Source organism: Parafilimonas sp. (genome assembly GCF_051953455.1).
In the GTDB taxonomy this organism is placed as follows: Bacteria; Bacteroidota; Bacteroidia; order Chitinophagales; family Chitinophagaceae; genus Parafilimonas.
In genome coordinates, this window is sequence record NZ_JBQCIT010000031.1 from 1 (window position 1) to 20,048 (window position 20,048).

Below are 20,048 nucleotides of genomic sequence, written 5' to 3' on the forward strand. Positions count from 1 at the left end.
ACAAGTAATAAAGCACTTACGCCGATAATCCTGTATCCTTCACGATGAATGGTCATAACAAAAATTGGCTGCAAATATAAACAAGTGTTGTTGACTGTTGATTAGCGGACCTTTGGCTATTGCCAAACCTTTCAGATCATAGAAATATTTTTACATACAGCCACACGAAAACTGTTGCAAATAAAAGCGAATCAAACCTGTCGAGAAAGCCTCCGTGGCCGGGCAGTATATTGCCGCTGTCTTTTATACCGGCTTTCCGTTTTAAACTACTTTCAAATAAATCTCCAAAAATGCCGGTTACACAAATTAATGTAGAAATAATAGCCAACTGCACAATATCAGCGTTCAAAAAAATTTGACCAAAAGCAGTAATGGTTACAACAGCCAACACAACACCGCCTATCGTGCCTTCCCATGTTTTTTTGGGGGAAATAGACGTGAGCGGCGTTTTGCCAACTGCAGAACCAACAAGATAAGCCATGGTATCGTTTATCCATAATGTAATAATCAATACCAGCGGCAAAACAAGGCCCATATCAAGGCCAAAAAAACTGCCGAATATCATGCCTTCAGAACGCAGGTCTATCATACAGCCGCAGCTAAAAGAAATATAGAGCAATCCTCCCATCGAAATAAGCAACGGCTTCAGGTTAAAATTGCGGCTTAACAAAATTTCAATCACAGGCAGGGTTATTACGGTCAGCAACATTAAATACCAGCCTATTTCACTAAGCTGCAATGTTCCTATCGCGTAAGCATAATTCGTCATCCATAGCATAAAGCCCCAGCCTGCCAGCATTACACCATAATGATGCATGAATGAAATGGATTTATATTCAGGCTCAATTTTGCCGGTTATTGCTTTAAACTCTGTCCAGCAGCCAAAATGTATGATTGAAAAAAGAATAAAAAATGTCCAGTGGTTTATTAGCAGCCCGCATAGCATTACTGCCACAAATACAAGAGAAGTAAGCGCCCTGGTTTTAAATGTTTGCACGTTAAATGCCATACGTGTAATAATCGGTGAATATAAATTAATCTGTTTTTATTTTTAAGCCATGAATCTTTTAGGAAATTTAATCTGGTTAATCTTCGGCGGTTTTCTTTCCGCGCTCGGATATTTTGTTATGGGTTTTGTTTTCTGCATTACCATCATTGGCATTCCGTTTGGCATTCAATGTTTCAAAATAGGCATCTTCACGCTTATGCCGTTTGGAAAAAAAGTGGTTACAACCTCATCTTCAGGCGGTTGCCTTTCGCTCTTATTCAATATCATCTGGATCGTAAGCGGTGGCCTTTACACAGCCTGCGTGCACCTTGTTTTTGCAATATTACTTTTTATAACCGTTATAGGCATACCTTTTGGCAGGCAGCATTTAAAACTGGTTGAATTAACGCTTATGCCGTTTGGAAAAGACATTGTTACTACGTAACAATTAATAATTTTTAGGGAACCGGCAGTTGATACCTTGTGGCATCGTCCCTTGCGTCGCAGCACTTGTACTGTATATTTATAGCAGCATAATGCAGATGCTCAGTCTTATAAAAACTGTTTAAAATTTAAACAAAGAAAACTTCTTAACGTAAATCTATTTTTCAAAAACCAATGTTTCTGCATTAGCCCCAAGTGCAGTCAATGCGTCCAGTATGCTTTTGATAAATTCATCGGGCCCGCACACATAAAAATGCTGATTAAAGTTTTGGATTGTGTTCCGCAGAAAAGATTTGTCAATCCGCTTATCATAATATTTTGTACCGGGCTGGCTGGTAATAACATTTATAAACTTTCCATCCAGCATCTCACTAAATTCATCTTTTAAAATAATATCAGCTTCTGTTTTGTTTGAAAATATCAGCACATTGTTTCCCAGCTTATATTGTTGTTTCAGATGCCTGAATATGGAAATAAAAGGCGTAACACCGGCGCCACCGGCTATAAAAACACCTTCACCTTTATATTCAATAGCGCCCCAGGCACTGCTTATTTCAAACTCAGCACCGGGTGTTATAGATTTAAGCTTATTCGTTAACCCCTCCGGGTTATCGTATAATTTTATAGTAAACTCTAAAAAATCATCGTCCGGTAAACAGGTAAACGTAAACGGATGTTTATTCTCTTTCCAGCCTTCTTCATTCAAGCTTAAATCAACAGCCTGGCCCGGAACAAACACAAAACCTTCGGGCTTTGTAACCCTGAAAGTTTTTACATTATGTGTTCTCGGGATAATTTCTGTTACCGTAACTATGTAATTATTTTCCATAAAATCATTTCCTGCTAATGTACCAAAATTAACCAAGTCCTACCGGCATTGCCATAGCCCATATGCCAGCGATTGCTATAAAATAAAACGGCCCCGCATTTTATGCGAGGCGTTTGTTGCCCGACCTGGATTCGAACCAAGACTCTCAGAACCAAAATCTGATGTACTACCCTTATACTATCGGGCAATTATTTTAATTTAATTATTTATTGCTGTCCGCAGGTAATTGCAGGGTTGAAGGTGCCTGTTGTTGCTGTGAATTGGCAGGCGCCTGCTGTGTTGGAACAGTTGAAGTATTTATATCCTGCAATGAGTTGCTGCCGGAACCGGAAACATTAGAAACCAATAAAACAGATACAATGCTCAATACGGCAAGTGCGGAAGCAAATATCCATGTGCCTTTATCTAATATATCGTTGGTTTGTTTCACACCCATAAACTGGCTGTTAAACCCGGCTATAGAACCGCTTAAACCACCGCCTTTGGGATTCTGGATCAATATGATCAATCCCAGCACTATACACACCAAAACAATAAGAATAAACAGAATGAGCGCCATTACTAATCTTTTAGTTCCTTAATTTTTGCCGCAAAGTAAGCGGATTTGGAGGGATTAATAAAACTTAATTTTTCATAAATATTTATTGCCTGTTCAGGCTTGCCCTGCTTTAAGAGAACTTCTGCCATAGTTTCGGTTACAACCTCCTCAGCATCATTGGAGTGCTGCGCAATATGCTGCACCTGCTGCTCGCCTGCTTCATCACTTCGAAGTTCTGTGGGGGAAGGGTTAATGCTTTTCATTTGTTTCAGCCAGTCTGTAAAGCGCCTCAATTGCTTGCCGAGCTTATCATTTGGTTTTTCCTCGTCCAGCTTTATGCCCTGCGATTCAAAATAATCTACCCGGTGCAGCGGCAAGGTTTCTATCGGCACTTCGGTTACAGATTCTTCCACCGGTTTTTCAAAAGCTGCCGCCTGCTCCTGCAAAAGGCTGCTTAATTTATCATTAATAATTTCATCTTCTGACAGATCACTTACAGGCTCATCTTCCGGAAAATCCACTTCACCGGGCAATTGGGTAAATTCTTCTGCTTCTTCAATGTTTGCATCATTCTCCTCCGTAACAGGTATCGCTTCTTTTATAATTTCCGGTTGCACGATTGCCAAAGGCTGCCCTGTAATTAATTCATCTTTCTTTACAACAGGTAATTCCTGCTTTTCTTCAATTACAGGCTGTGCTGTTTTTGAAACCTGCTCTTCAGTAAGATTCAGGTTATAGTGCAACAATAATTCATCAGCAAAATGCAGTGCTGCCTTTTGCAAAGCCTGCTCATAGCCGTGCTGTTTTGAACGATACAGTTTATCTGCAAGCAGAAAATAGGCTGCGCCATAGTAAGGTTCATCGGCCATCAATTGCTTCAACTGATCTTCGGTAACATCAATTGCGGCTTTGTTAAATAAAGCCTGCGAAATATTTTCTGCCGGTAAAACCATTCAGCATTTTTGTTTGTACGGTGAAAATACTATTCTCTACCAGTTTGAAAAAATATGGTTGAATATCTGGTCGGTCAACTGTGTAATTACATCATCCAGCAACTGGCCTTCAGCCTGTTGTAAAGATTGTGTGGCCGAGAAATCGAAATCACGGCTTACGGTAAAATTATCCGTTTTATTATCTACTGTATTGAATACGGTAATATTAGCTGCAACCGTTAACCTGTTGCCCGCAGAAGTCTGGTTACTGATGGCCGATAAGGAAACATCGTACCGGCTAACATAACCCGTAATTATATAGCTGGCATTATCACCGTTTACAAGTGCGAGCTTTGTATAATTATTTATTTTCTGCTTAAGATTATCAGTAAGCTTAGGGCTTAACTGCGGGTTTACATAACGGGCTTTGTTTTCTAAAAACCCAACCTTAACCGTTTTAAATTTTGAATAGTCGATAGATACATCCCGGAAAGTATAAACGCCGCAGGAAGTGAGGAATAAAAGACTACAGACCACAGTCAATAGCCCATAGCTTAAAAATCGCCGCCTGTTAAAGGTTGACAGTAGACCATTAACCGTTAACCGTTTATTCATTAATATCATATTCTTTCAGCTTTCTGTAAAGTGTTCTTTCACTAATGCCTAAATCCAATGCGGCATCTTTTCTTTTACCACGATGTTTTTTAAGCGCCTTTATTATCAGTTCTTTTTCCTTATCCATAATATTCAGCGATTCCTCCACCTCTTCATGCTCATGAATTTCACCTTTATGCGGAAGAATTACGGCCTGGTTAGGCTGTTGCACATTTACCGGCAAAGCGGCTGCCGGGTTATTACCAGCCAATACCGGCGCTGCGTATTCATTACCGTTCAGAGAAAAATCCCGCTGTAAAGATTCTGCGGTATAATTTGCCGCACTGCCCGCCAGTGAAGGGTTTTTCAGGATTTCAAGAAACATTTTCTTGAGTTCCGTAACATCCTTCTTCATATCGAAAAACAGCTTGTACAAAATCTCTCGCTCATTATTAAACTCACCATTTGCCTGCTGCGTTTGCGCTAAAACCGGCAGGCGGTTTATATTCTTTTCAGGCAAAAAACGCTGCAGGTCGGCTGCGGTTATTACCTGGTTTGTACTTAAAACTGATAACTGTTCCGCAATATTCTTCAATTCCCGCACATTGCCGGGCCAGTTGTAGTTAATTAACATGTTTTTCGCCCCGTCATCCAGTTGCACCGGCGTCGTCTTATAACGTTCCGCAAAATCAACCACAAACTTTCTGAACAATAAAACAATATCTTCTTTTCTATCCCTCAAAGCCGGGACGCGAATGGGCACTGTGCTTAAGCGGTAATATAAATCTTCCCTGAATTTACCGTTGTGCGCCGCAACATATAAGTCTTTATTCGTGGCAGCAATTACACGCACATCTGTTTTCTGCACTTTGGATGAACCCACGCGGATGAACTCTCCTGTTTCCAGTACCCGCAGCAAACGGGCCTGTGTGCCCAGCGGCATTTCACCAATTTCATCTAAAAAAATGGTGCCGCCGCTTACGGTTTCAAAATAACCTTTACGGCTGTCAACGGCACCGGTGAAAGAGCCTTTTTCATGGCCAAAAAGTTCTGAATCTATAGTGCCTTCGGGAATAGCACCGCAGTTAACGGCAATAAAAGCATTATGTTTTCTTGCCGATAAAGCATGTATAATTTGAGAGAAAGATTCTTTACCTACACCGCTTTCGCCCACAATTAAAACGCTGAGGTCTGTTGATGCCACCTGCATGGCAACCTGTATTGCGTAATTGAGCGCCGGTGAATTGCCTGTAATTCCAAACCTGTTCTTTATTGATTGTATTTCCGCCATCGTTAAATCCCTTTATTTCTTAATTCGTCTTGCAATAAAATTTCTATTTCATTTAAAAGCAAAGGCAAAACATCTTCTGAATAAAGCCATAATCGTGAATAATCAACCAAATCATAATCGTGAGTTAAGACATGTCTTAATCCAATGACTTGCCGTTTGCCTGTAATATTTATTTGAGGGTTAATCTTGTCTATTTGAAATATGGCTTCACCAATAATCTGAAAGCATCTTTCAGCGGTTCTGTAGAAATAATTTTTTCCTAAAAAGTTATTAATATTAATGGCATCTTTTCGTAATTGGATTATTTCATCACCAGCTTTTAAAATGTCTTCATAATAGACTTTTAAATCACGCCTCGGCATAAATCAATTTCTTTTCATCATTAATAATTTTCTTCAGGTATTTATTCCTGATGTTTTTTTCAGTTAACAAATCGACTTCTCTTTTAAATAATGACGAAAATCGATCTGATAAATTATCCATGTTTTCAAAATAAGCATAAAGCTCATTATTGTTGGTCAATGACGGATAGCTTTTAAATTCTACAAGTAAATCAACATCGCTTTCAGCATTAAAATCTTCCCTCGTCGCGCTACCGAAAACATACAACTCCTTTACATGATATTGTTTGCACAAATCAATAATCTGTTGTTTGTTATCTTCTATTATCTGATTCATAACTATTCCTTTACCGCTTCGCCAATTAACGTTGCCTGCGTAAAATCATTCACTCTCACAAAAGCATAATCGCCCTTTTTATAATTGTAATTTTCTTTCGGAAAAACAATTACTTTATTCTGAGAATTCCTGCCCATCCAGTCGGCATCGCTTTTTTTACTGTTGCCTTCTATTAATACTTTAAATGTTTTGCCTACATCCTGTTTATTACTTTGGTAAGAAAGCCTGTTTTGCAATTCCACAATTTCTTTCAGCCTGCGTTTCTTTACTTCTTCCGGCACATCATCTTTATACCTTCTTGCAGCCAGTGTGCCCGGGCGTTCAGAATAAAAGAACATATAACTCATATCGTAAGCGCTGCTTTGCATCATGCTTAAAGTATCCGCATGGTCATCTTCCGTTTCAGTGCAAAAACCGGCGATAATATCTGAGCTTATGCCGCAATCGGGAATTATTTCGCGTATGCGTTTTACTTTGGCTATGTACCACTCCCTTGTGTAAGTGCGGTTCATCAACTGCAATACACGCGTGCTGCCACTTTGCAAAGGCAGGTGAATATAATTGCAGATATTATCATACTTAGCCATAGTAAACAACACTTCATCCGTAATATCTTTCGGGTGCGATGTGCTGAAGCGAACCCTTAACTCAGGGCTGACCAGCGCTACTTTTTCCAGCAGTTTTCCAAAGGTTACAATCTCATCATTGGCTTCATCAATCCAATAATAACTATCAACGTTCTGTCCAAGCAAGGTTACTTCTTTATAGCCCCTGTCAAATAAATTTTGCGCTTCTGCAATGATGGAATATACATCGCGGCTGCGTTCGCGGCCGCGGGTAAATGGCACTACGCAAAAACTGCACATGTTATTACAACCACGCATGATAGAAATGAATGCAGTAACGCCATTACTGTCTAATCTTACCGGGGAAATATCGGCATAGGTTTCTTCGCGGCTAAGTAAAACGTTTACCGATTTTTGACCGGTTTCGGCTTCTTCAATTAAAACCGGTAACGTTCTGTAGGCATCCGGGCCAACCACAAGATCAACCAGTTTTTCTTCTTCGAGAAATTTTGATTTTAATCTCTCCGCCATGCATCCCAGCACGCCTACCAACAGCCCCGGTTTTGCATCTTTAATCTTTCGGAATTCAGTCAAGCGTTTACGAACTGTTTGTTCTGCCTTTTCACGAATGGAACATGTATTTAGCAGTACCAGGTCCGCTTCTTCATAATTACGGGTGGCGCCAAAGCCTTCATTCTGTAAAATGGAAGCCACAATTTCGCTGTCGCTGAAATTCATCTGGCAGCCATAACTTTCTATATAAAATCTTTTATTGTATTGATTTTCATCGTTGGTAAAAGGCGCAAACGCCTCACCCTGTCTTGCCTCATCGTGTACTTTATTTGCAACCAGATCCTGCATGTATAAAAAATTAGCTTGCAAAGCTAATGATTTAAGACAGAATGGCAGCGATGGTAAGTTAAAAACGTTAGAGAGGGAAATGGAGCGGAAGACGGGACTCGAACCCGCCACCTTTAGTTTGGGAAACTAATACTCTACCGGATGAGCTACTTCCGCCTGGTTTTAATGAACTGCTGATTTAATTTTTGTTTTAAGCCAGCTATCTTTTACTGGAATCATCCAGTTATTTTCCAATTCTTTTTTCGTGGCCACAACATTATTAAAAAATAATGTATCGGACGAAATAAAATTATTTTCCAGCGCATAACTGAACTGCTGTCGTGGAATAACCTGCACTTTATCCTTCACCACAAAAGCCAGGTTTTGCCAGTTAAACATTTCAACACCAAACTGTTTTTCTATCTGCTGAATAATACGCACCGAACTATCAATGCTGCACCCGCTAACGCCGGTTGCCGTTTCATCGGCCATTAAAATGATAAACTGGCCAAAAAATAAATTAGCATAGCCTTTTACCGGTGTTCCGTGTGCTTTCCAGTTTTTAACCAAATCGTTTAATATATCTTCAATTTGCAATGCTTCACTTATGGTGAATAAACGGCTTGCCTGGTAAATCCAAACACGTGAGTTATCATTAAAATCTCCAGGCAATAAATGTTTGTATTCAAAATTCATGTGGCAAAATTAATATTCATTAATAAATGTTTGATCTTTTTACAAAACCTTTGCTTTATGCTATGACAACGCCAGGAGGCTTTTCTCAAACGAATATAACCTTGTAGTTATATTCGTTTTTAATTTGCTTCATTACCATTTTTTTACATTTAATTGTTATTATGGAAAACAAGAAGATTAACAGAGCCGGTTATTTAATGTTTATATGCTTATTGTTTTACACGGCTTCATTAGCCCAGCCACTTAAAGTGGGCGTAGCAGGCCTTAATCACGATCATGCTTATGGCTTAATGAACCAATATAAAAATGGTGAAGTGGAAATAATTGGGATTGCCGAGCCAAATAATGAATTAGTGCAACGCTATAAAGAAAGATATAAACTTCCCGACTCCATTTTTTATACATCGGTTAGCGAAATGCTGAAGCACATTAAACCAGATGCTGTATTGGCCTATAATGCTATTGCAGACCATCTTGCCGTTGTGGAAGCCTGCGCACCAAAAGGTGTTTCCGTTATGGTTGAAAAACCTTTGGCAACAACCGTTGCTCAGGCCGAGCGCATGGCAATGCTCGCAAGAAAATATCATATACAATTACTAACTAATTATGAAACCACATGGTATCCAAGCAACCAGCAGGTTTATGATATTGTAAACAAAGAACAAACCATTGGCGAGGTAAGAAAAATGATTGTGCACGACGGGCACCCGGGCCCGGTTGAAATTGGCTGCAGCAAATATTTCCTGGAATGGCTCACCGATCCTGTGAAAAATGGCGGCGGCGCTATAATTGATTTTGGCTGCTATGGCGCCGATCTTATGACATGGCTGATGAAAGGCCAGGCGCCTGTTGCAGTAACAGCTATTACGCATCATATAAAACCAAACATTTATCCAAAGGTTGATGATGACGCAACTATCCTGCTTGAATACCCAAAAGCCACTGGTATTATAGAAGCTTCATGGAACTGGCCTTTCGGTATTAAAGATTTTGAAGTGTTTGGTGATAAAGCTTATTTGCATGCCCTGAATAATAATGATCTTGAAAGGAGGGACACAATGAATTATCATGCTGTGCAAACAAAGCCGCTTATTTATAAAGATAATTTGTCTTACCTCGCCGCAGCATTAAAGGGAGAAATTCGTGATACATATGACCCTTCGTCGCTGGAAACCAATTTGATTGTAGTAAAGATATTAGAAGCCGCACGGGAGTCAGCAAAAACAGGGAAGCGGGTTACGCTCTCACCATAATAAAATATCTATTTGGAAATAATAGCCGAATACATGCTGCTACCAAAGCGTGATGGTAATTCGTTTAGCTTTCTTGTTTTCCATTCATAGGTTTCAAAAAAGCTTTTAAGGTTTTTAAAACTAATGGGATAAGGCACCCACATATTGGCAATATCCGAATTATATTCAACCATTAACAGGTAGCCATTTTCGTTAAGGCAACTAAAAACTTTTTGGATGAATGCATCTTTATCTTTCACAAAATGAAAAGCATTAGCCATTAAAATACCGGATAAATTTTTAAACGGAAGCACATCCTTCACAAAATCCAAAGCAAGTTTTTCAAGTTTAATTTCTTCACGCACAGCAACATGCTTTAATGCGTTGTTGCTTTTATCAACGGCATAAATCAAACTATCATCTGCCAGTAATTGAGAAAGCGCATTTGTAAATAATCCATCGCCACAACCTAAATCCGCCCAAACAGTTGCATGTTCCGGAAGTTCATGTTGAATAAGGGATATAGCCTCTTTTAGCTGCATAACCTATCGTTTATTAAAGTGTCAAAACTATATTCAATTTTCGGAAACACTTCTTAATCTTTCCCCCCGAAAAAAACCATAATAAAAATGGTACATTATATTTGCAGCCAATTTTGTTCCGCCTGCAACGGAATCCATATTGTTAATGGAACCTTACTTTAAGTGGGGTCTGAAATTTTTACACAATGGCTGTATTACATAACCGCATTTCCGGCGAAGAATTAAAACGTCGCCTTTATGAAGAAACTGAACCCAGAATAACTATCAGTTTCTATCAATATTTTCCTGTTCAAAACCCACAGGAGTTCAGGGACTATTTATATAAGCACTTACATAATTTAAATGTATTCGGCAGAATTTACGTTGCCAAAGAAGGTATCAATGCGCAGGTTAGTGTGCCGAAATCCAATTTTGAAGCGCTTAAAACATTCCTGTATTCCATCAACGAATTAAGTAACCTGCGCTTAAATATTGCAGTAGATGATGATGGTAAAAGCTTCTGGGTTTTATCTGTAAAAGTGCGGGAGAAAATAGTTGCTGATGGAATTACTGATCCCGGCTTCAGCATGGAAAATAAAGGCCGCTATGTAAATGCGGAACAGATGAATGAGCTGCTGCAAAAAGAGGATACGATTGTAATCGACATGCGCAATCATTATGAATATGAAGTGGGCCATTTTGAAAAGGCCATTGAAGTGCCTTCAGATACGTTTCGCGAACAATTACCCATGGCCGTGAACATGATGAAAGGCAATGAAGAAAAAAACATCATTATGTATTGCACCGGCGGCATACGCTGTGAAAAAGCAAGCGCTTATATGCTGCATAATGGTTTTAAAAATGTTTTTCACCTTGAAGGCGGCATTATTAATTATGCAAAACAGGTAAAGGAAAATAACCAGTCATCAAAATTCATTGGTAAAAACTTTGTATTCGACAACCGTTTGGGAGAACGCATTACTGAAGATGTTATTGCTAAATGTCATCAATGCGGCAAGCCCTGCGACACACATACCAACTGCGCCAATAATGGCTGCCATCTTTTATTTATTCAATGTGAAACATGCAAACAAAAATATGATGGCTGCTGCAGCACCGAATGTAAAGAAACCATCCATCTTCCTTTGGAAAGACAAAAACAAATACGCAAAGGCATTGATAAAGGGCGTAATATTTTTAATAAAAGTAAAGTTCGTCTAAGACCGAGGCTGAATGGTTGAAAAGTTGATTAGCTATATGATGGTACGTTAATCATTTCCATCCGATCAACTTATTAACCCAATCAACTACTCAACTTCTTTGAGCGCTTCGGCAATCCGCCCGTACGTTTCTTCATCACCCAGTTCCTGCGGTACAAACTTTTCACCAATTACCGTTTCGTATAATTCAATATAGCGTTGCGAAATGGTATTCACCCAGTCTTCACTCATTTCAGGTACGGTTTGTCCTTCCTTGCCCATAAAATTATTTTCAATCAGCCATTCACGCACAAACTCTTTGCTAAGCTGTTTCTGCCGTTCCCCTTTGCGCTGACGCTCCTCAAAACCATCAGCATAAAAATACCTTGAACTGTCCGGCGTGTGCACTTCATCCATTAAATAGATTTCATTGCCAAGCTTGCCAAATTCATATTTGGTATCAGCGAGAATTAAACCATGTTTGGCTGCAATTTCTTTGCCGCGTGCAAACAGTTTTAATGCATAATTGCTCAATATTTTCCATTCATCTTTTGTGGCAATGCCGCCGGCAACAATGCCATCCGGATCAATATCTTCATCATGCCCGGCATCGGCCTTGGTGCTTGGCGTAATTATGGGTTCGGGAAAGAAATCATTTTCTTTCAAACCCTCCGGCATTAATGCACCGCATAAGATGCGTTTATCGCTTTTATAAGTACGCCAGGCATGGCCAACCAGGTTACCGCGTACTACCATTTCAACTTTGAACGGCTGGCATTTTTTACCAATGGAAACATTGGGCGCGGGCACTTTCAAAAGCCAGTTGGGGCAAATGTCTTTTGTGGCATTAAGCATATAAGCCGCAATCTGGTTTAAAACCTGTCCTTTATAGGGAATTGGCCTGGGCAGAATAACATCAAAAGCGGAAATGCGGTTACTGGCAATCATTACCAGTATATCACTATTTATTGTGTAAACATCCCGCACCTTGCCGCTATAAAAACCGGTCTGGCCTTCAAATTCAAATTGTTGTTTTTTCATATAAATACAAACCTACAAGAGATGTGGAAGCGCACAAAATGATTCAGAAAAAATAATCTAACTTCATTAACTGAATAATACCTATAATTTGGTGTATTAATATTTCGATTGTTTGCAACAAGTGTTATTATTGTATTGCTAAAACTTTTCTATGCAAAAGAAACTGCCTCTCTTGCTCTTTATCATTTTCTGTATTATAAATGCTAACCAGGTTTTTGCTCAACAGCCAACCATAATTACAGGAAATATTAAGAACAGCACCACAAAAGAAAACCTGGCTGCCATATCAATTATTGTTAAAGGCACCGGCGACGGTACTTATACCGATGAAAAAGGGAATTTCAGGCTTGTAACTGCACAAAAGCCACCTTTTGTAATAACAATATCTTCTATTGGCTATGCCGAAAAAGACGTGAATGTTGAAACCAACAACCAGGTTATAAATGCGGAGCTTGAACCAAGTTTTACCCTGGGGCAGGAAATTGTAGTGGCTGCTTCAAGACTGCCCGAACGCATACTTGAATCGCCGGTAACGATTGAACGTGTGAGCGCCACGGCTATCCGCAATGCACCCGGCCCCAATTATTATGATGCATTAAATAATTTAAAAGGCGTTGATGTAACGACATCAAGTTATACATTCAAAACAATTTCAACACGCGGTTTTAATGGCAGCGGTAACCTCAGGCTTAATCAATTGGTAGATGGAATGGACAATTCAGCGCCTGCTTTAAATTTTTCTGTTGGTAATGTAATAGGCCTTACCGATTTGGATGTTGATAATATGGAATTGCTTTCCGGCGCGTCTTCTGCATTATACGGTTCCGGCGGCATGAACGGCACATTACTTATTTCAAGTAAAGACCCATTCAAATACCAGGGGTTCAGCGCCGAAGTAAAAGAAGGCATCATGCATATAAATGATTACCGGCATAAAGCTTCGCCTTTTCATGATATTGCTATAAGATGGGGCAAGAAAGTGTCTGATAAATTTGCCTTCAAGATCAGCGCTGAATATATGAAGGCCGACGACTGGCGTGCAGATGATTCCACCAATCTCGAACGTAATAATGTGCTGAGCAAAATAAAATCCGGTACAAGGGCAACTGATCCTAATTATGATGGTGTGAATGTATATGGCGATGAAGCAAGCGCAGGTTTAAAAAGCCTCGCACAAGTGGCAATAGCCCAGGCCAATTTACCTCAATCTGCAACAGATTACATGGATTATTTAATCGGGACCGGCCAAAGTTATGAACAGATACAGCAAACTCTTGCAGCAGATCCTTCAACCGCTCCTCTTAATCAAATACTACCTTTTTACATGGGGTATAAAACAGACATATATGGCACGCAACAAGCCAGCCGGACGGGATATAATGAAGAAGATTTGGTGAATTATAATGCTCACAATTTTAAAGTTTCGGGTGGGTTATATTATAAAATTAACAGCAGCACCGAGGCTTCTTTAACCGGGAACTGGGGATTGGGAACAACTGTATATACCGGCGCTGACAGGTATTCATTAAAGAACTTTAGCATCGGCCAGTATAAACTTGAAGTAAATAATCCAAACTGGTTTATAAGAGCTTATACCACGCAGGAAAATTCCGGCGATTCTTACGCCAGTACCCTGGCAGCCCTTGGTGTAAACCGGGCATGGAAAGCCGATGGTGATTGGTTTGGTCAATACGGCTTTGTGTATTCTGATGCAACTTTAAAGGGCGCTACCATGCAACAGGCAGATGCTGCAGCGAGGGCCTATGCTGATGCGGGAAGATATGTGCCGGGTTCCGCCGAATTCAACACGGCTTTTAAAAACTCAACTACAACTTCAATTAGTGAGGGCGGCTCGCAATTTGCTGATAAATCAAGCCTCTACCAGTTTTCAGGCCAGTATAATTTTTCACGGTTTGTAAAGGTTATTGATGTGCTGGCCGGTGCAAGTTACCGCTGGTATCATCTCAATTCCAACAATACAATTTTTTATGAACCCGATGGCCCCATCAATATCAGCGAATATGGCGCATACGTTCAACTGCAAAAAGAAATAGTAAAAGATGTTTTGAAATTAACCGCTTCAGGGCGCTATGATAAAAATGAAAATTTCAAAGGACGTTTTACGCCAAGGTTTACAGCAACTGTAACACCGGCAAAAGATCATGCTATCCGCCTTTCTTATCAGCAGGCTTACCGCTTTCCCAATAACCAGGATCAGTGGATAAACCTTCAAACGCCGGGCAGCGTTTTAATAGGATGCTTGCCTGTATTTAATACGCTTTACAATTTTAGCGGCAACCCGGTTTACACGGCAACCAGCGTTGCCACATACAGGGCCACGGGCCAGGTTGATTCGCTTAAAAAAGCAGAGTTTAAAAAAGCAAAGCCGGAAACCATGGAGTCTTATGAACTTGGTTACCGCGGCATAATAAACAATGTTTTTTTAATTGATGCCTACTATTATTTCAGCAGGTATAAAGACTTTATCGCACGCCAAGCTGTAGCAAGAGGCGCCAGCGGCAACCCTGAAACGTCTGTTGCAGAACTGGCCAGCCCTTTTACCAGCACTAACTATGCATTTGTAGTTAATACAGAAAAACCTGTTAAAGCCAACGGCTGGGGCGTAAGCCTGCAATACCGCATTGGCAAAACTTATGCGGTTACCGGCAATCTTTATGGTGATCAGTTAAAAGGTGTTGAAAAAGATCAAATCACATTTTTCAATACGCCCAAAACACGTTTTAATCTCGGCTTCTCCAGTTCAAATGCCTATAAGGGCGTAGGATTTAACGTAATTTATAAATGGCAGGACAAGGTTAGCTGGGAAGGGACTTTTGGTTCCGGCACCATACCAGCCTTCGGAACACTGGATGCACAGGTGAGTTATAACTTTACCAAACAAAAAGTTCTTGTTAAAATTGGCGGCACTAACATAACAAATCATTATTATCGCAATGCATTTGGTAACCCGTATATCGGAGCCTTGTATTATGCAAGCATCGGTTACAATGTTTTTTAGTTATTAAATGTTTAGCAGGAGCCCCGTTTAAAGCGGGGCTTTTTTGTTTAGTTCTTATCAATTGGCTCCTTATAATAACAGATGATACTAGACAGGTTGCATAAACGCCGGCTGCACTTTATTGGCAAGAGGGATCTTTACATAAAAAGAAGTGCCTTCGCCCGTAGCAGTAGTGAACCAAATATGCCCGCCGGCCTTTTCTACAATGGCTTTGCATATTGCAAGGCCCAGGCCTGTGCCCGATGATTTCGTGGTAAAATTTGGATTGAATATTTTGGAGCGCATATCCTCGCTGATACCAGCACCAAAATCCGTCACCGACACAATCACATCGCTTTGCTGCATGTATTGTTTTATTTGTATATGGGCACCTTCGTTTTCTCCGTAAGCCTCTATTGCATTTTTTATAAGATTGGTGAAGAGCCGGTTTATCTGCGCTTTATCGGCAAACACTTCCGCATTGCCCTCTTCAGCCGTAAAGGTGATAACAAGTTTAGGGTCGGCCTTATATAAATTCACCAGGTTTTGAATGAGCGCATTTATATCAAAATGTTCAGGGTTTGTATTTTCAATATTGGCAAACTGCGAAAAATCACCCGCAATTTTTGAAAGCTGGTCAATCTGCTCTATCAGGGTAGATGCTAATTTTTTGGAAAGGTCAACGGCATTGGGGGAATTTTCTTCCATAGCCCGCTGCAGGTATTGTATGCTCAGCTTCATTGGCGTTAAAGGATTTTTTATCTCATGCGCCACCTGTCTTGCCATTTCACGCCATGCGCCCTCCCGTTCGCTTTTGGCAAGGGCTTCGGCGCTTTTACCAAGCTGTTTTACCATCTTATTATATTCTTTTACCAGCATGCCTATTTCATCATTTCTTTTCCATGAAATTGCCTCGTTGGCCGTTCCTATTTTTATTTCTTTCATCTTGCTGCCTATCAGCTCAAGCGACGAAGTAATGCGGCCTGTGAGCGTTACCGAAATAGCCCCGGAGAAAATAAAGATGAGCGCATTTAAAATAATAAGCGTGATAAGAAATCCTGAAATCTCATCTTTCAACTCATCCTGCGAGCTTAATGAAGGAATGTTTAAATAAGCTATCGTTTCGTCATGCTCGCCTTTGATAGGTGTGTATATGCTTTGAAAAGAAAAGCTGCCAATCTGTTCTGTATGCACAAACCTTGTGCTTTGATTATAATGAAGCTCATAGTAGGCTTCGGGGTCTATGCGCTTGCTTAAGATTTGCTGTGTATAAATATAAGGCTGGGACGAAACGCTCATCGTTCCGTCTTTACGATAAAGATTAATATCGGTATTATGAATAGAAGCTATATCGGCTATCTTTTTTTCAAATTCACCGTTATCATTAAAATCTTCTATATCAGAATCAGCATTAACAATTGTAAACTTTAGTGCCTGCTGAATTTCGTTTGATATAATCTGAGACGTATTATACAATTCAGTGGTGGTATTTCTTTTAAACCTTAAAATAAAAAACGATATAGTGCCCGTGCCGATAATAAGGAATGATATAAAACTTACACCGATAATAGTGGTTTGAATCTGCGTTCGTATATTAAAACGGAACAAATTTCTGAAGCTGAATTTAGCGCCGCGGTTTTGTATTAAATACCGGCTGTTATGCACCAAAAAAGAAAGCAGTATGAATATGATAAACAGGTAAGAGAAAAGGGTAATGAAATTAAAGAACGCATCATTCTTGCGGGCAATTACAAGCAGCTTGTTGTTACCGGCATTATACCAAAGCTGGTTATATCCAAGCGAATCTTTAAAAGCGTATCCCGTTTTAGGGATCTGGCCAGCAGTAACAGAATCCGAAAAATTAAAACCGGTGAAAGGGCTTACCAGTTTACGGTTATCATACACGCCAAGCACATAATCGGTGCTTCCCGCTAATATATTATTCGTTCGCCTGAACAATTCAGGCACCAGGCTGGTGCTTTCAAATAGTTTCGGTTGTATTAAAACAAACAAAGAGCCGAGAAAAACAGAATCACTGCTTACCTTTTTCTGAAAAATATAATTATAGTTATTCTGATTATTCCTGTAAACATAAAGGCCTTCATAAGACGTAGGCCTGGCGCGGTTTTCCAACACCGAATTTATTACAGTATAGCTTGCAGAATCATTGTTGAATAAAGGATGATTGCTGGAATCGAATGTATAAATTTTTGTATTGTATTTGGCAAGATAGGCTGAAAGGTTTTTATTAATAAGGCTGTCTTTTATATACTGGTTATCGCTTTCGTTTTTAAACCTGTAAAAATTATTCTTCAGAAATTCATCGGAAAAGCTGTTCAGTGTTATGCGTACAAGAAAGGCGCCGGAAGAATCTGTTTGCTCCTGCAGGTTCCTGGCTACAAGTAAGCGTTTTTCTTTCTCTGTAGCCTTATTCTGATAAACAATAACAGAAGAAGCCAGCGCCGTTAATATAAGCGCCCATATAATGAAATAGGGAGAGCTTGCCAGCGAAGTAAAAGAAGGATTATCGTTGTAACGAATGAAAACTACAAGCGCCAGCATAAAACCGGTAACGGTTAAGAGCATCTTTGCATCTATTGTAAAAACAGGCAATGAGATAAGCAGGAAGCTTACCGAAAGCATGATAATAAATTGCCAGAATAAGAGCAATTTGGTTTGTGATGCAAGCTGCACCAGCATTCCGGTAAAATACAGCCATATATATAGTAATATACAAATAACAACAAAGCCGGTAAATGAAAAAAAGCTGAGCGAGAAAAAATCGGCTGCATTAAAACTTATGGTTGAATGTTCAACAAGGCCCGAGATTATTTCTGCAACATAAAAGCTCATTAAAGGTATAAGCAGGAAAGATGAATATGTGAGGGCTGTATAGGCAAAAGGCATTTTTTGCAAAGCCGCCCTGGCATTCGTTTTTATCCGCTTTCTGAAGAAGATAATAACCCATAATGCCAGCAATGCATTTACCAGTAAATCGCCCAGCGATTTGTTTATAAACCCACCGTGGTAAATGGCTGGGTTAAACAAGGGCATAGCCCTGTAATTAAACGGCACGGGCAGAAAAAATATAAAAACCCTCAGCAGCAGGAAACACGCTACTAAAAAAATAAGTGCACTTCTGAAATTATTTTTTAATGCAATTTCATTAGCAATATTATTTACAAATACAAACAATAAAAGCATGGCGGCAATGCGCAGCAGGATGGATAACCCGGTGGGTGAATCGTTATAAGCCTGATTAATTTCTTTTATACTGAACAGCGCTTTGCCAGCCTTGTTTACAACCGGGGACCCCTTGCCAACAGGCGCTATTTCGTAAGACTTATCAATATTTTCATTAATGGCAAAATGTGAGCGCAGGTAGTCATTCTCCATAAAATATTCCCAGCGCACCGGTATCATCATTATAAAAAAATAATTGGCTTTATTTCTTGTGAATGATGTTTTCGCCAACTCAAAAAACCCGTTTGGATAATTAACAAGATAGCTGCCATCAGGGCGTTGCAGATCATTTTCTGCAGGCGACATTTTGTTGGTATTCCAAAAAACCTGAACCGGGTTTCCCAGGTCGTTAAGCTGGTAGGCAAATATGCCCTGGGCATCGCTTATAAGCTGTTCTTTTACTGATGAAAGCTTGTCGGTTATTATTGCATCAACAATGGCACTATCGTTCAAAATATTTTCAAATGAATTTTCACGGCCCTGTATATATTCCGTTAAAATGCCGGCAACTTTTTCTGAAGACGAACTATAAGAAAAATAGTTGGTAAAAATGAATGAAAGCGTATAAATCCAGGCAGCTACAAAAAATAGCCAGGCATTCTTATTAACGGCATGTTTAATGATTTTTATCAAGCAACAGGATTTTCTTTTTTCACAATATTCCAGATAGCGTCCATCTCTTCAAGGCTCATATCATATAAATTTTTGCCTTCCGCTTTTGCAGCAGCCTCCATTTTGGTAAACCGGTTAATAAATTTTTTATTGGTTTTTTCCAATGCATTTTCAGCATCTGTATTCAAAAACCGTGCATAATTAACCAGGCTAAAAAGCACATCACCCAGCTCCTCTTCTACTTCTGCAGGATTGTTATTATTTACGGCCTGCTGCAGTTCCTGCATTTCTTCTTCCACTTTTAGCCAAACATCTTCTTTATGCTTCCATTCAAAACCCACCTGCCTGGCTTTTTCCTGTATGCGGGCTGCTTTTACAACTGCTGGCAGCGAACCAGGCACACCGCTTAACACAGATGTTTTCCCTTCCTTCAGTTTAATTTTTTCCCAGTTCTTTTTTACATCTTCATCATCATTCACTTTTACATCGCCATAAATATGCGGGTGCCGCACAATCAGCTTATTGCAAATTGTTTCCAGCACATCATTCAGCGTAAACTGGTCTTGCTCTTTTGCAATGCGTGCATAAAACAGCACATGCAATAATATATCGCCCAGTTCTTCTTTAATACCATTCCAGTTTTCTTCTGTAATCGCATCGGCCAGTTCATACGTTTCTTCAATCGTCATTTGCCTTAGTGTTTGAATGGTCTGCTTTTTATCCCAGGGGCATTTTTCACGCAGGTCATCCATTATGTTTACCAGTCTTTCAAAATTTTCTTTGTATTCCATTTTAAATATTTATCA

At 39.7% G+C, this 20,048-nt stretch carries 18 protein-coding genes and 2 tRNA genes; 4 read left to right on the forward strand and 16 right to left on the reverse strand.

Annotated elements, in window-relative coordinates; all coding sequences use genetic code 11:
- Nucleotides 1-136 precede the first annotated feature (136 nt).
- Nucleotides 137-1,009, reverse strand: a complete 873-nt coding sequence (locus ACTHN6_RS11760; protein ID WP_440435956.1) for a phosphatidate cytidylyltransferase — start codon at nt 1,007-1,009, stop codon at nt 137-139.
- Between the two features lie 49 nt (nt 1,010-1,058).
- Here ACTHN6_RS11760 and ACTHN6_RS11765 point away from each other — a divergent pair, with 49 nt between their 5' ends.
- A complete protein-coding gene (locus ACTHN6_RS11765) occupies nt 1,059-1,433 on the forward strand; it encodes a YccF domain-containing protein (protein WP_440435957.1) in 375 nt (124 codons plus the stop codon).
- 156 nt (nt 1,434-1,589) lie between these two features.
- On the opposite strand, the gene ACTHN6_RS11770 is transcribed toward ACTHN6_RS11765, so the two are convergent.
- From ACTHN6_RS11770 to ACTHN6_RS11820, 11 genes are all read right to left on the reverse strand, one after another.
- On the reverse strand, nt 1,590-2,261 hold the full coding sequence (locus ACTHN6_RS11770; RefSeq protein WP_440435958.1) for a flavodoxin reductase: 672 nt from the start codon (nt 2,259-2,261) through the stop codon (nt 1,590-1,592).
- Between the two features lie 116 nt (nt 2,262-2,377).
- Nucleotides 2,378-2,448: transfer RNA gene (locus ACTHN6_RS11775), tRNA-Gln, on the reverse strand.
- A 15-nt stretch (nt 2,449-2,463) separates the two neighbouring features.
- Nucleotides 2,464-2,820 (reverse strand): preprotein translocase subunit SecG, encoded by a 357-nt coding sequence (gene secG, locus ACTHN6_RS11780; protein ID WP_090654193.1) that lies wholly within the window; start codon nt 2,818-2,820, stop codon nt 2,464-2,466.
- A 2-nt stretch (nt 2,821-2,822) separates the two neighbouring features.
- On the reverse strand, nt 2,823-3,752 hold the full coding sequence (locus ACTHN6_RS11785) for a hypothetical protein (RefSeq protein WP_440435959.1): 930 nt from the start codon (nt 3,750-3,752) through the stop codon (nt 2,823-2,825).
- A 36-nt stretch (nt 3,753-3,788) separates the two neighbouring features.
- Nucleotides 3,789-4,346, reverse strand: coding sequence for an LPS assembly lipoprotein LptE (lptE, locus tag ACTHN6_RS11790; RefSeq protein WP_440435960.1), 558 nt, complete (start codon nt 4,344-4,346; stop codon nt 3,789-3,791).
- Complete coding sequence (locus ACTHN6_RS11795; protein WP_440435961.1) at nt 4,339-5,616, reverse strand: sigma-54 interaction domain-containing protein; 1,278 nt, start codon at nt 5,614-5,616, stop codon at nt 4,339-4,341. Before ACTHN6_RS11795 ends, lptE begins: the two co-directional genes overlap by 8 nt.
- Nucleotides 5,617-5,618: 2 nt before the next feature.
- Nucleotides 5,619-5,978 (reverse strand): HepT-like ribonuclease domain-containing protein, encoded by a 360-nt coding sequence (locus tag ACTHN6_RS11800; protein WP_440435962.1) that lies wholly within the window; start codon nt 5,976-5,978, stop codon nt 5,619-5,621.
- Nucleotides 5,965-6,294, reverse strand: coding sequence for a nucleotidyltransferase family protein (locus tag ACTHN6_RS11805; protein ID WP_440435963.1), 330 nt, complete (start codon nt 6,292-6,294; stop codon nt 5,965-5,967). Before ACTHN6_RS11805 ends, ACTHN6_RS11800 begins: the two co-directional genes overlap by 14 nt.
- A 2-nt stretch (nt 6,295-6,296) precedes the next feature.
- Nucleotides 6,297-7,721: a tRNA (N6-isopentenyl adenosine(37)-C2)-methylthiotransferase MiaB gene (miaB, locus tag ACTHN6_RS11810; RefSeq protein ID WP_440435964.1), complete on the reverse strand. Its 1,425-nt coding sequence runs from the start codon at nt 7,719-7,721 to the stop codon at nt 6,297-6,299.
- An 80-nt stretch (nt 7,722-7,801) separates the two neighbouring features.
- Nucleotides 7,802-7,877: transfer RNA gene (locus tag ACTHN6_RS11815), tRNA-Gly, on the reverse strand.
- Between the two features lie 6 nt (nt 7,878-7,883).
- A complete protein-coding gene (locus tag ACTHN6_RS11820; protein WP_440435965.1) occupies nt 7,884-8,396 on the reverse strand; it encodes a hypothetical protein in 513 nt (170 codons plus the stop codon).
- A 161-nt stretch (nt 8,397-8,557) separates the two neighbouring features.
- Here ACTHN6_RS11820 and ACTHN6_RS11825 point away from each other — a divergent pair, with 161 nt between their 5' ends.
- Nucleotides 8,558-9,649: a Gfo/Idh/MocA family protein gene (locus ACTHN6_RS11825; protein ID WP_440435966.1), complete on the forward strand. Its 1,092-nt coding sequence runs from the start codon at nt 8,558-8,560 to the stop codon at nt 9,647-9,649.
- 8 nt (nt 9,650-9,657) lie between these two features.
- Here ACTHN6_RS11825 and ACTHN6_RS11830 read toward each other — a convergent pair whose 3' ends face one another.
- Nucleotides 9,658-10,170 carry a class I SAM-dependent methyltransferase gene (locus ACTHN6_RS11830; protein WP_440435967.1) on the reverse strand — a complete coding sequence of 171 codons (513 nt, stop codon included), beginning with the start codon at nt 10,168-10,170 and terminating at the stop codon, nt 9,658-9,660.
- A gap of 185 nt (nt 10,171-10,355) precedes the next feature.
- On the opposite strand from ACTHN6_RS11830, the gene trhO reads away from it, so the two are divergent.
- On the forward strand, nt 10,356-11,390 hold the full coding sequence (trhO, locus tag ACTHN6_RS11835; RefSeq protein WP_440435968.1) for an oxygen-dependent tRNA uridine(34) hydroxylase TrhO: 1,035 nt from the start codon (nt 10,356-10,358) through the stop codon (nt 11,388-11,390).
- Nucleotides 11,391-11,456: 66 nt separating this feature from the next.
- On the opposite strand, the gene ACTHN6_RS11840 is transcribed toward trhO, so the two are convergent.
- Entirely contained in the window at nt 11,457-12,389 is a 933-nt protein-coding gene (locus tag ACTHN6_RS11840) for a phosphoribosylaminoimidazolesuccinocarboxamide synthase (RefSeq protein WP_440435969.1), read from the reverse strand.
- Between the two features lie 151 nt (nt 12,390-12,540).
- On the opposite strand from ACTHN6_RS11840, the gene ACTHN6_RS11845 reads away from it, so the two are divergent.
- Entirely contained in the window at nt 12,541-15,408 is a 2,868-nt protein-coding gene (locus tag ACTHN6_RS11845) for a TonB-dependent receptor (protein ID WP_440435971.1), read from the forward strand.
- An 87-nt stretch (nt 15,409-15,495) separates the two neighbouring features.
- On the opposite strand, the gene ACTHN6_RS11850 is transcribed toward ACTHN6_RS11845, so the two are convergent.
- Both ACTHN6_RS11850 and mazG read right to left on the reverse strand, forming a co-directional pair.
- Nucleotides 15,496-19,263 carry an ATP-binding protein gene (locus tag ACTHN6_RS11850; RefSeq protein ID WP_440435972.1) on the reverse strand — a complete coding sequence of 1,256 codons (3,768 nt, stop codon included), beginning with the start codon at nt 19,261-19,263 and terminating at the stop codon, nt 15,496-15,498.
- Nucleotides 19,260-20,033 carry a nucleoside triphosphate pyrophosphohydrolase gene (mazG, locus tag ACTHN6_RS11855; RefSeq protein WP_440435973.1) on the reverse strand — a complete coding sequence of 258 codons (774 nt, stop codon included), beginning with the start codon at nt 20,031-20,033 and terminating at the stop codon, nt 19,260-19,262. Before mazG ends, ACTHN6_RS11850 begins: the two co-directional genes overlap by 4 nt.
- Nucleotides 20,034-20,048: the final 15 nt, after the last annotated feature.

Coding starts and splice junctions, on each gene's coding strand:
- trhO (WP_440435968.1), top strand. CDS start 10,356: ATGGCTGTATTACATAACCGCATTTCCGGCGAAGAATTAAAACGTCGC.
- lptE (WP_440435960.1), bottom strand. CDS start 4,346: ATGAATAAACGGTTAACGGTTAATGGTCTACTGTCAACCTTTAACAGG.
- ACTHN6_RS11805 (WP_440435963.1), bottom strand. CDS start 6,294: ATGAATCAGATAATAGAAGATAACAAACAACAGATTATTGATTTGTGC.
- ACTHN6_RS11820 (WP_440435965.1), bottom strand. CDS start 8,396: ATGAATTTTGAATACAAACATTTATTGCCTGGAGATTTTAATGATAAC.
- ACTHN6_RS11760 (WP_440435956.1), bottom strand. CDS start 1,009: ATGGCATTTAACGTGCAAACATTTAAAACCAGGGCGCTTACTTCTCTT.
- ACTHN6_RS11795 (WP_440435961.1), bottom strand. CDS start 5,616: ATGGCGGAAATACAATCAATAAAGAACAGGTTTGGAATTACAGGCAAT.
- ACTHN6_RS11770 (WP_440435958.1), bottom strand. CDS start 2,261: ATGGAAAATAATTACATAGTTACGGTAACAGAAATTATCCCGAGAACA.
- mazG (WP_440435973.1), bottom strand. CDS start 20,033: ATGGAATACAAAGAAAATTTTGAAAGACTGGTAAACATAATGGATGAC.
- secG (WP_090654193.1), bottom strand. CDS start 2,820: ATGGCGCTCATTCTGTTTATTCTTATTGTTTTGGTGTGTATAGTGCTG.
- ACTHN6_RS11840 (WP_440435969.1), bottom strand. CDS start 12,389: ATGAAAAAACAACAATTTGAATTTGAAGGCCAGACCGGTTTTTATAGC.
- ACTHN6_RS11845 (WP_440435971.1), top strand. CDS start 12,541: ATGCAAAAGAAACTGCCTCTCTTGCTCTTTATCATTTTCTGTATTATA.
- ACTHN6_RS11830 (WP_440435967.1), bottom strand. CDS start 10,170: ATGCAGCTAAAAGAGGCTATATCCCTTATTCAACATGAACTTCCGGAA.
- ACTHN6_RS11765 (WP_440435957.1), top strand. CDS start 1,059: ATGAATCTTTTAGGAAATTTAATCTGGTTAATCTTCGGCGGTTTTCTT.
- miaB (WP_440435964.1), bottom strand. CDS start 7,721: ATGCAGGATCTGGTTGCAAATAAAGTACACGATGAGGCAAGACAGGGT.
- ACTHN6_RS11800 (WP_440435962.1), bottom strand. CDS start 5,978: ATGCCGAGGCGTGATTTAAAAGTCTATTATGAAGACATTTTAAAAGCT.
- ACTHN6_RS11785 (WP_440435959.1), bottom strand. CDS start 3,752: ATGGTTTTACCGGCAGAAAATATTTCGCAGGCTTTATTTAACAAAGCC.
- ACTHN6_RS11825 (WP_440435966.1), top strand. CDS start 8,558: ATGGAAAACAAGAAGATTAACAGAGCCGGTTATTTAATGTTTATATGC.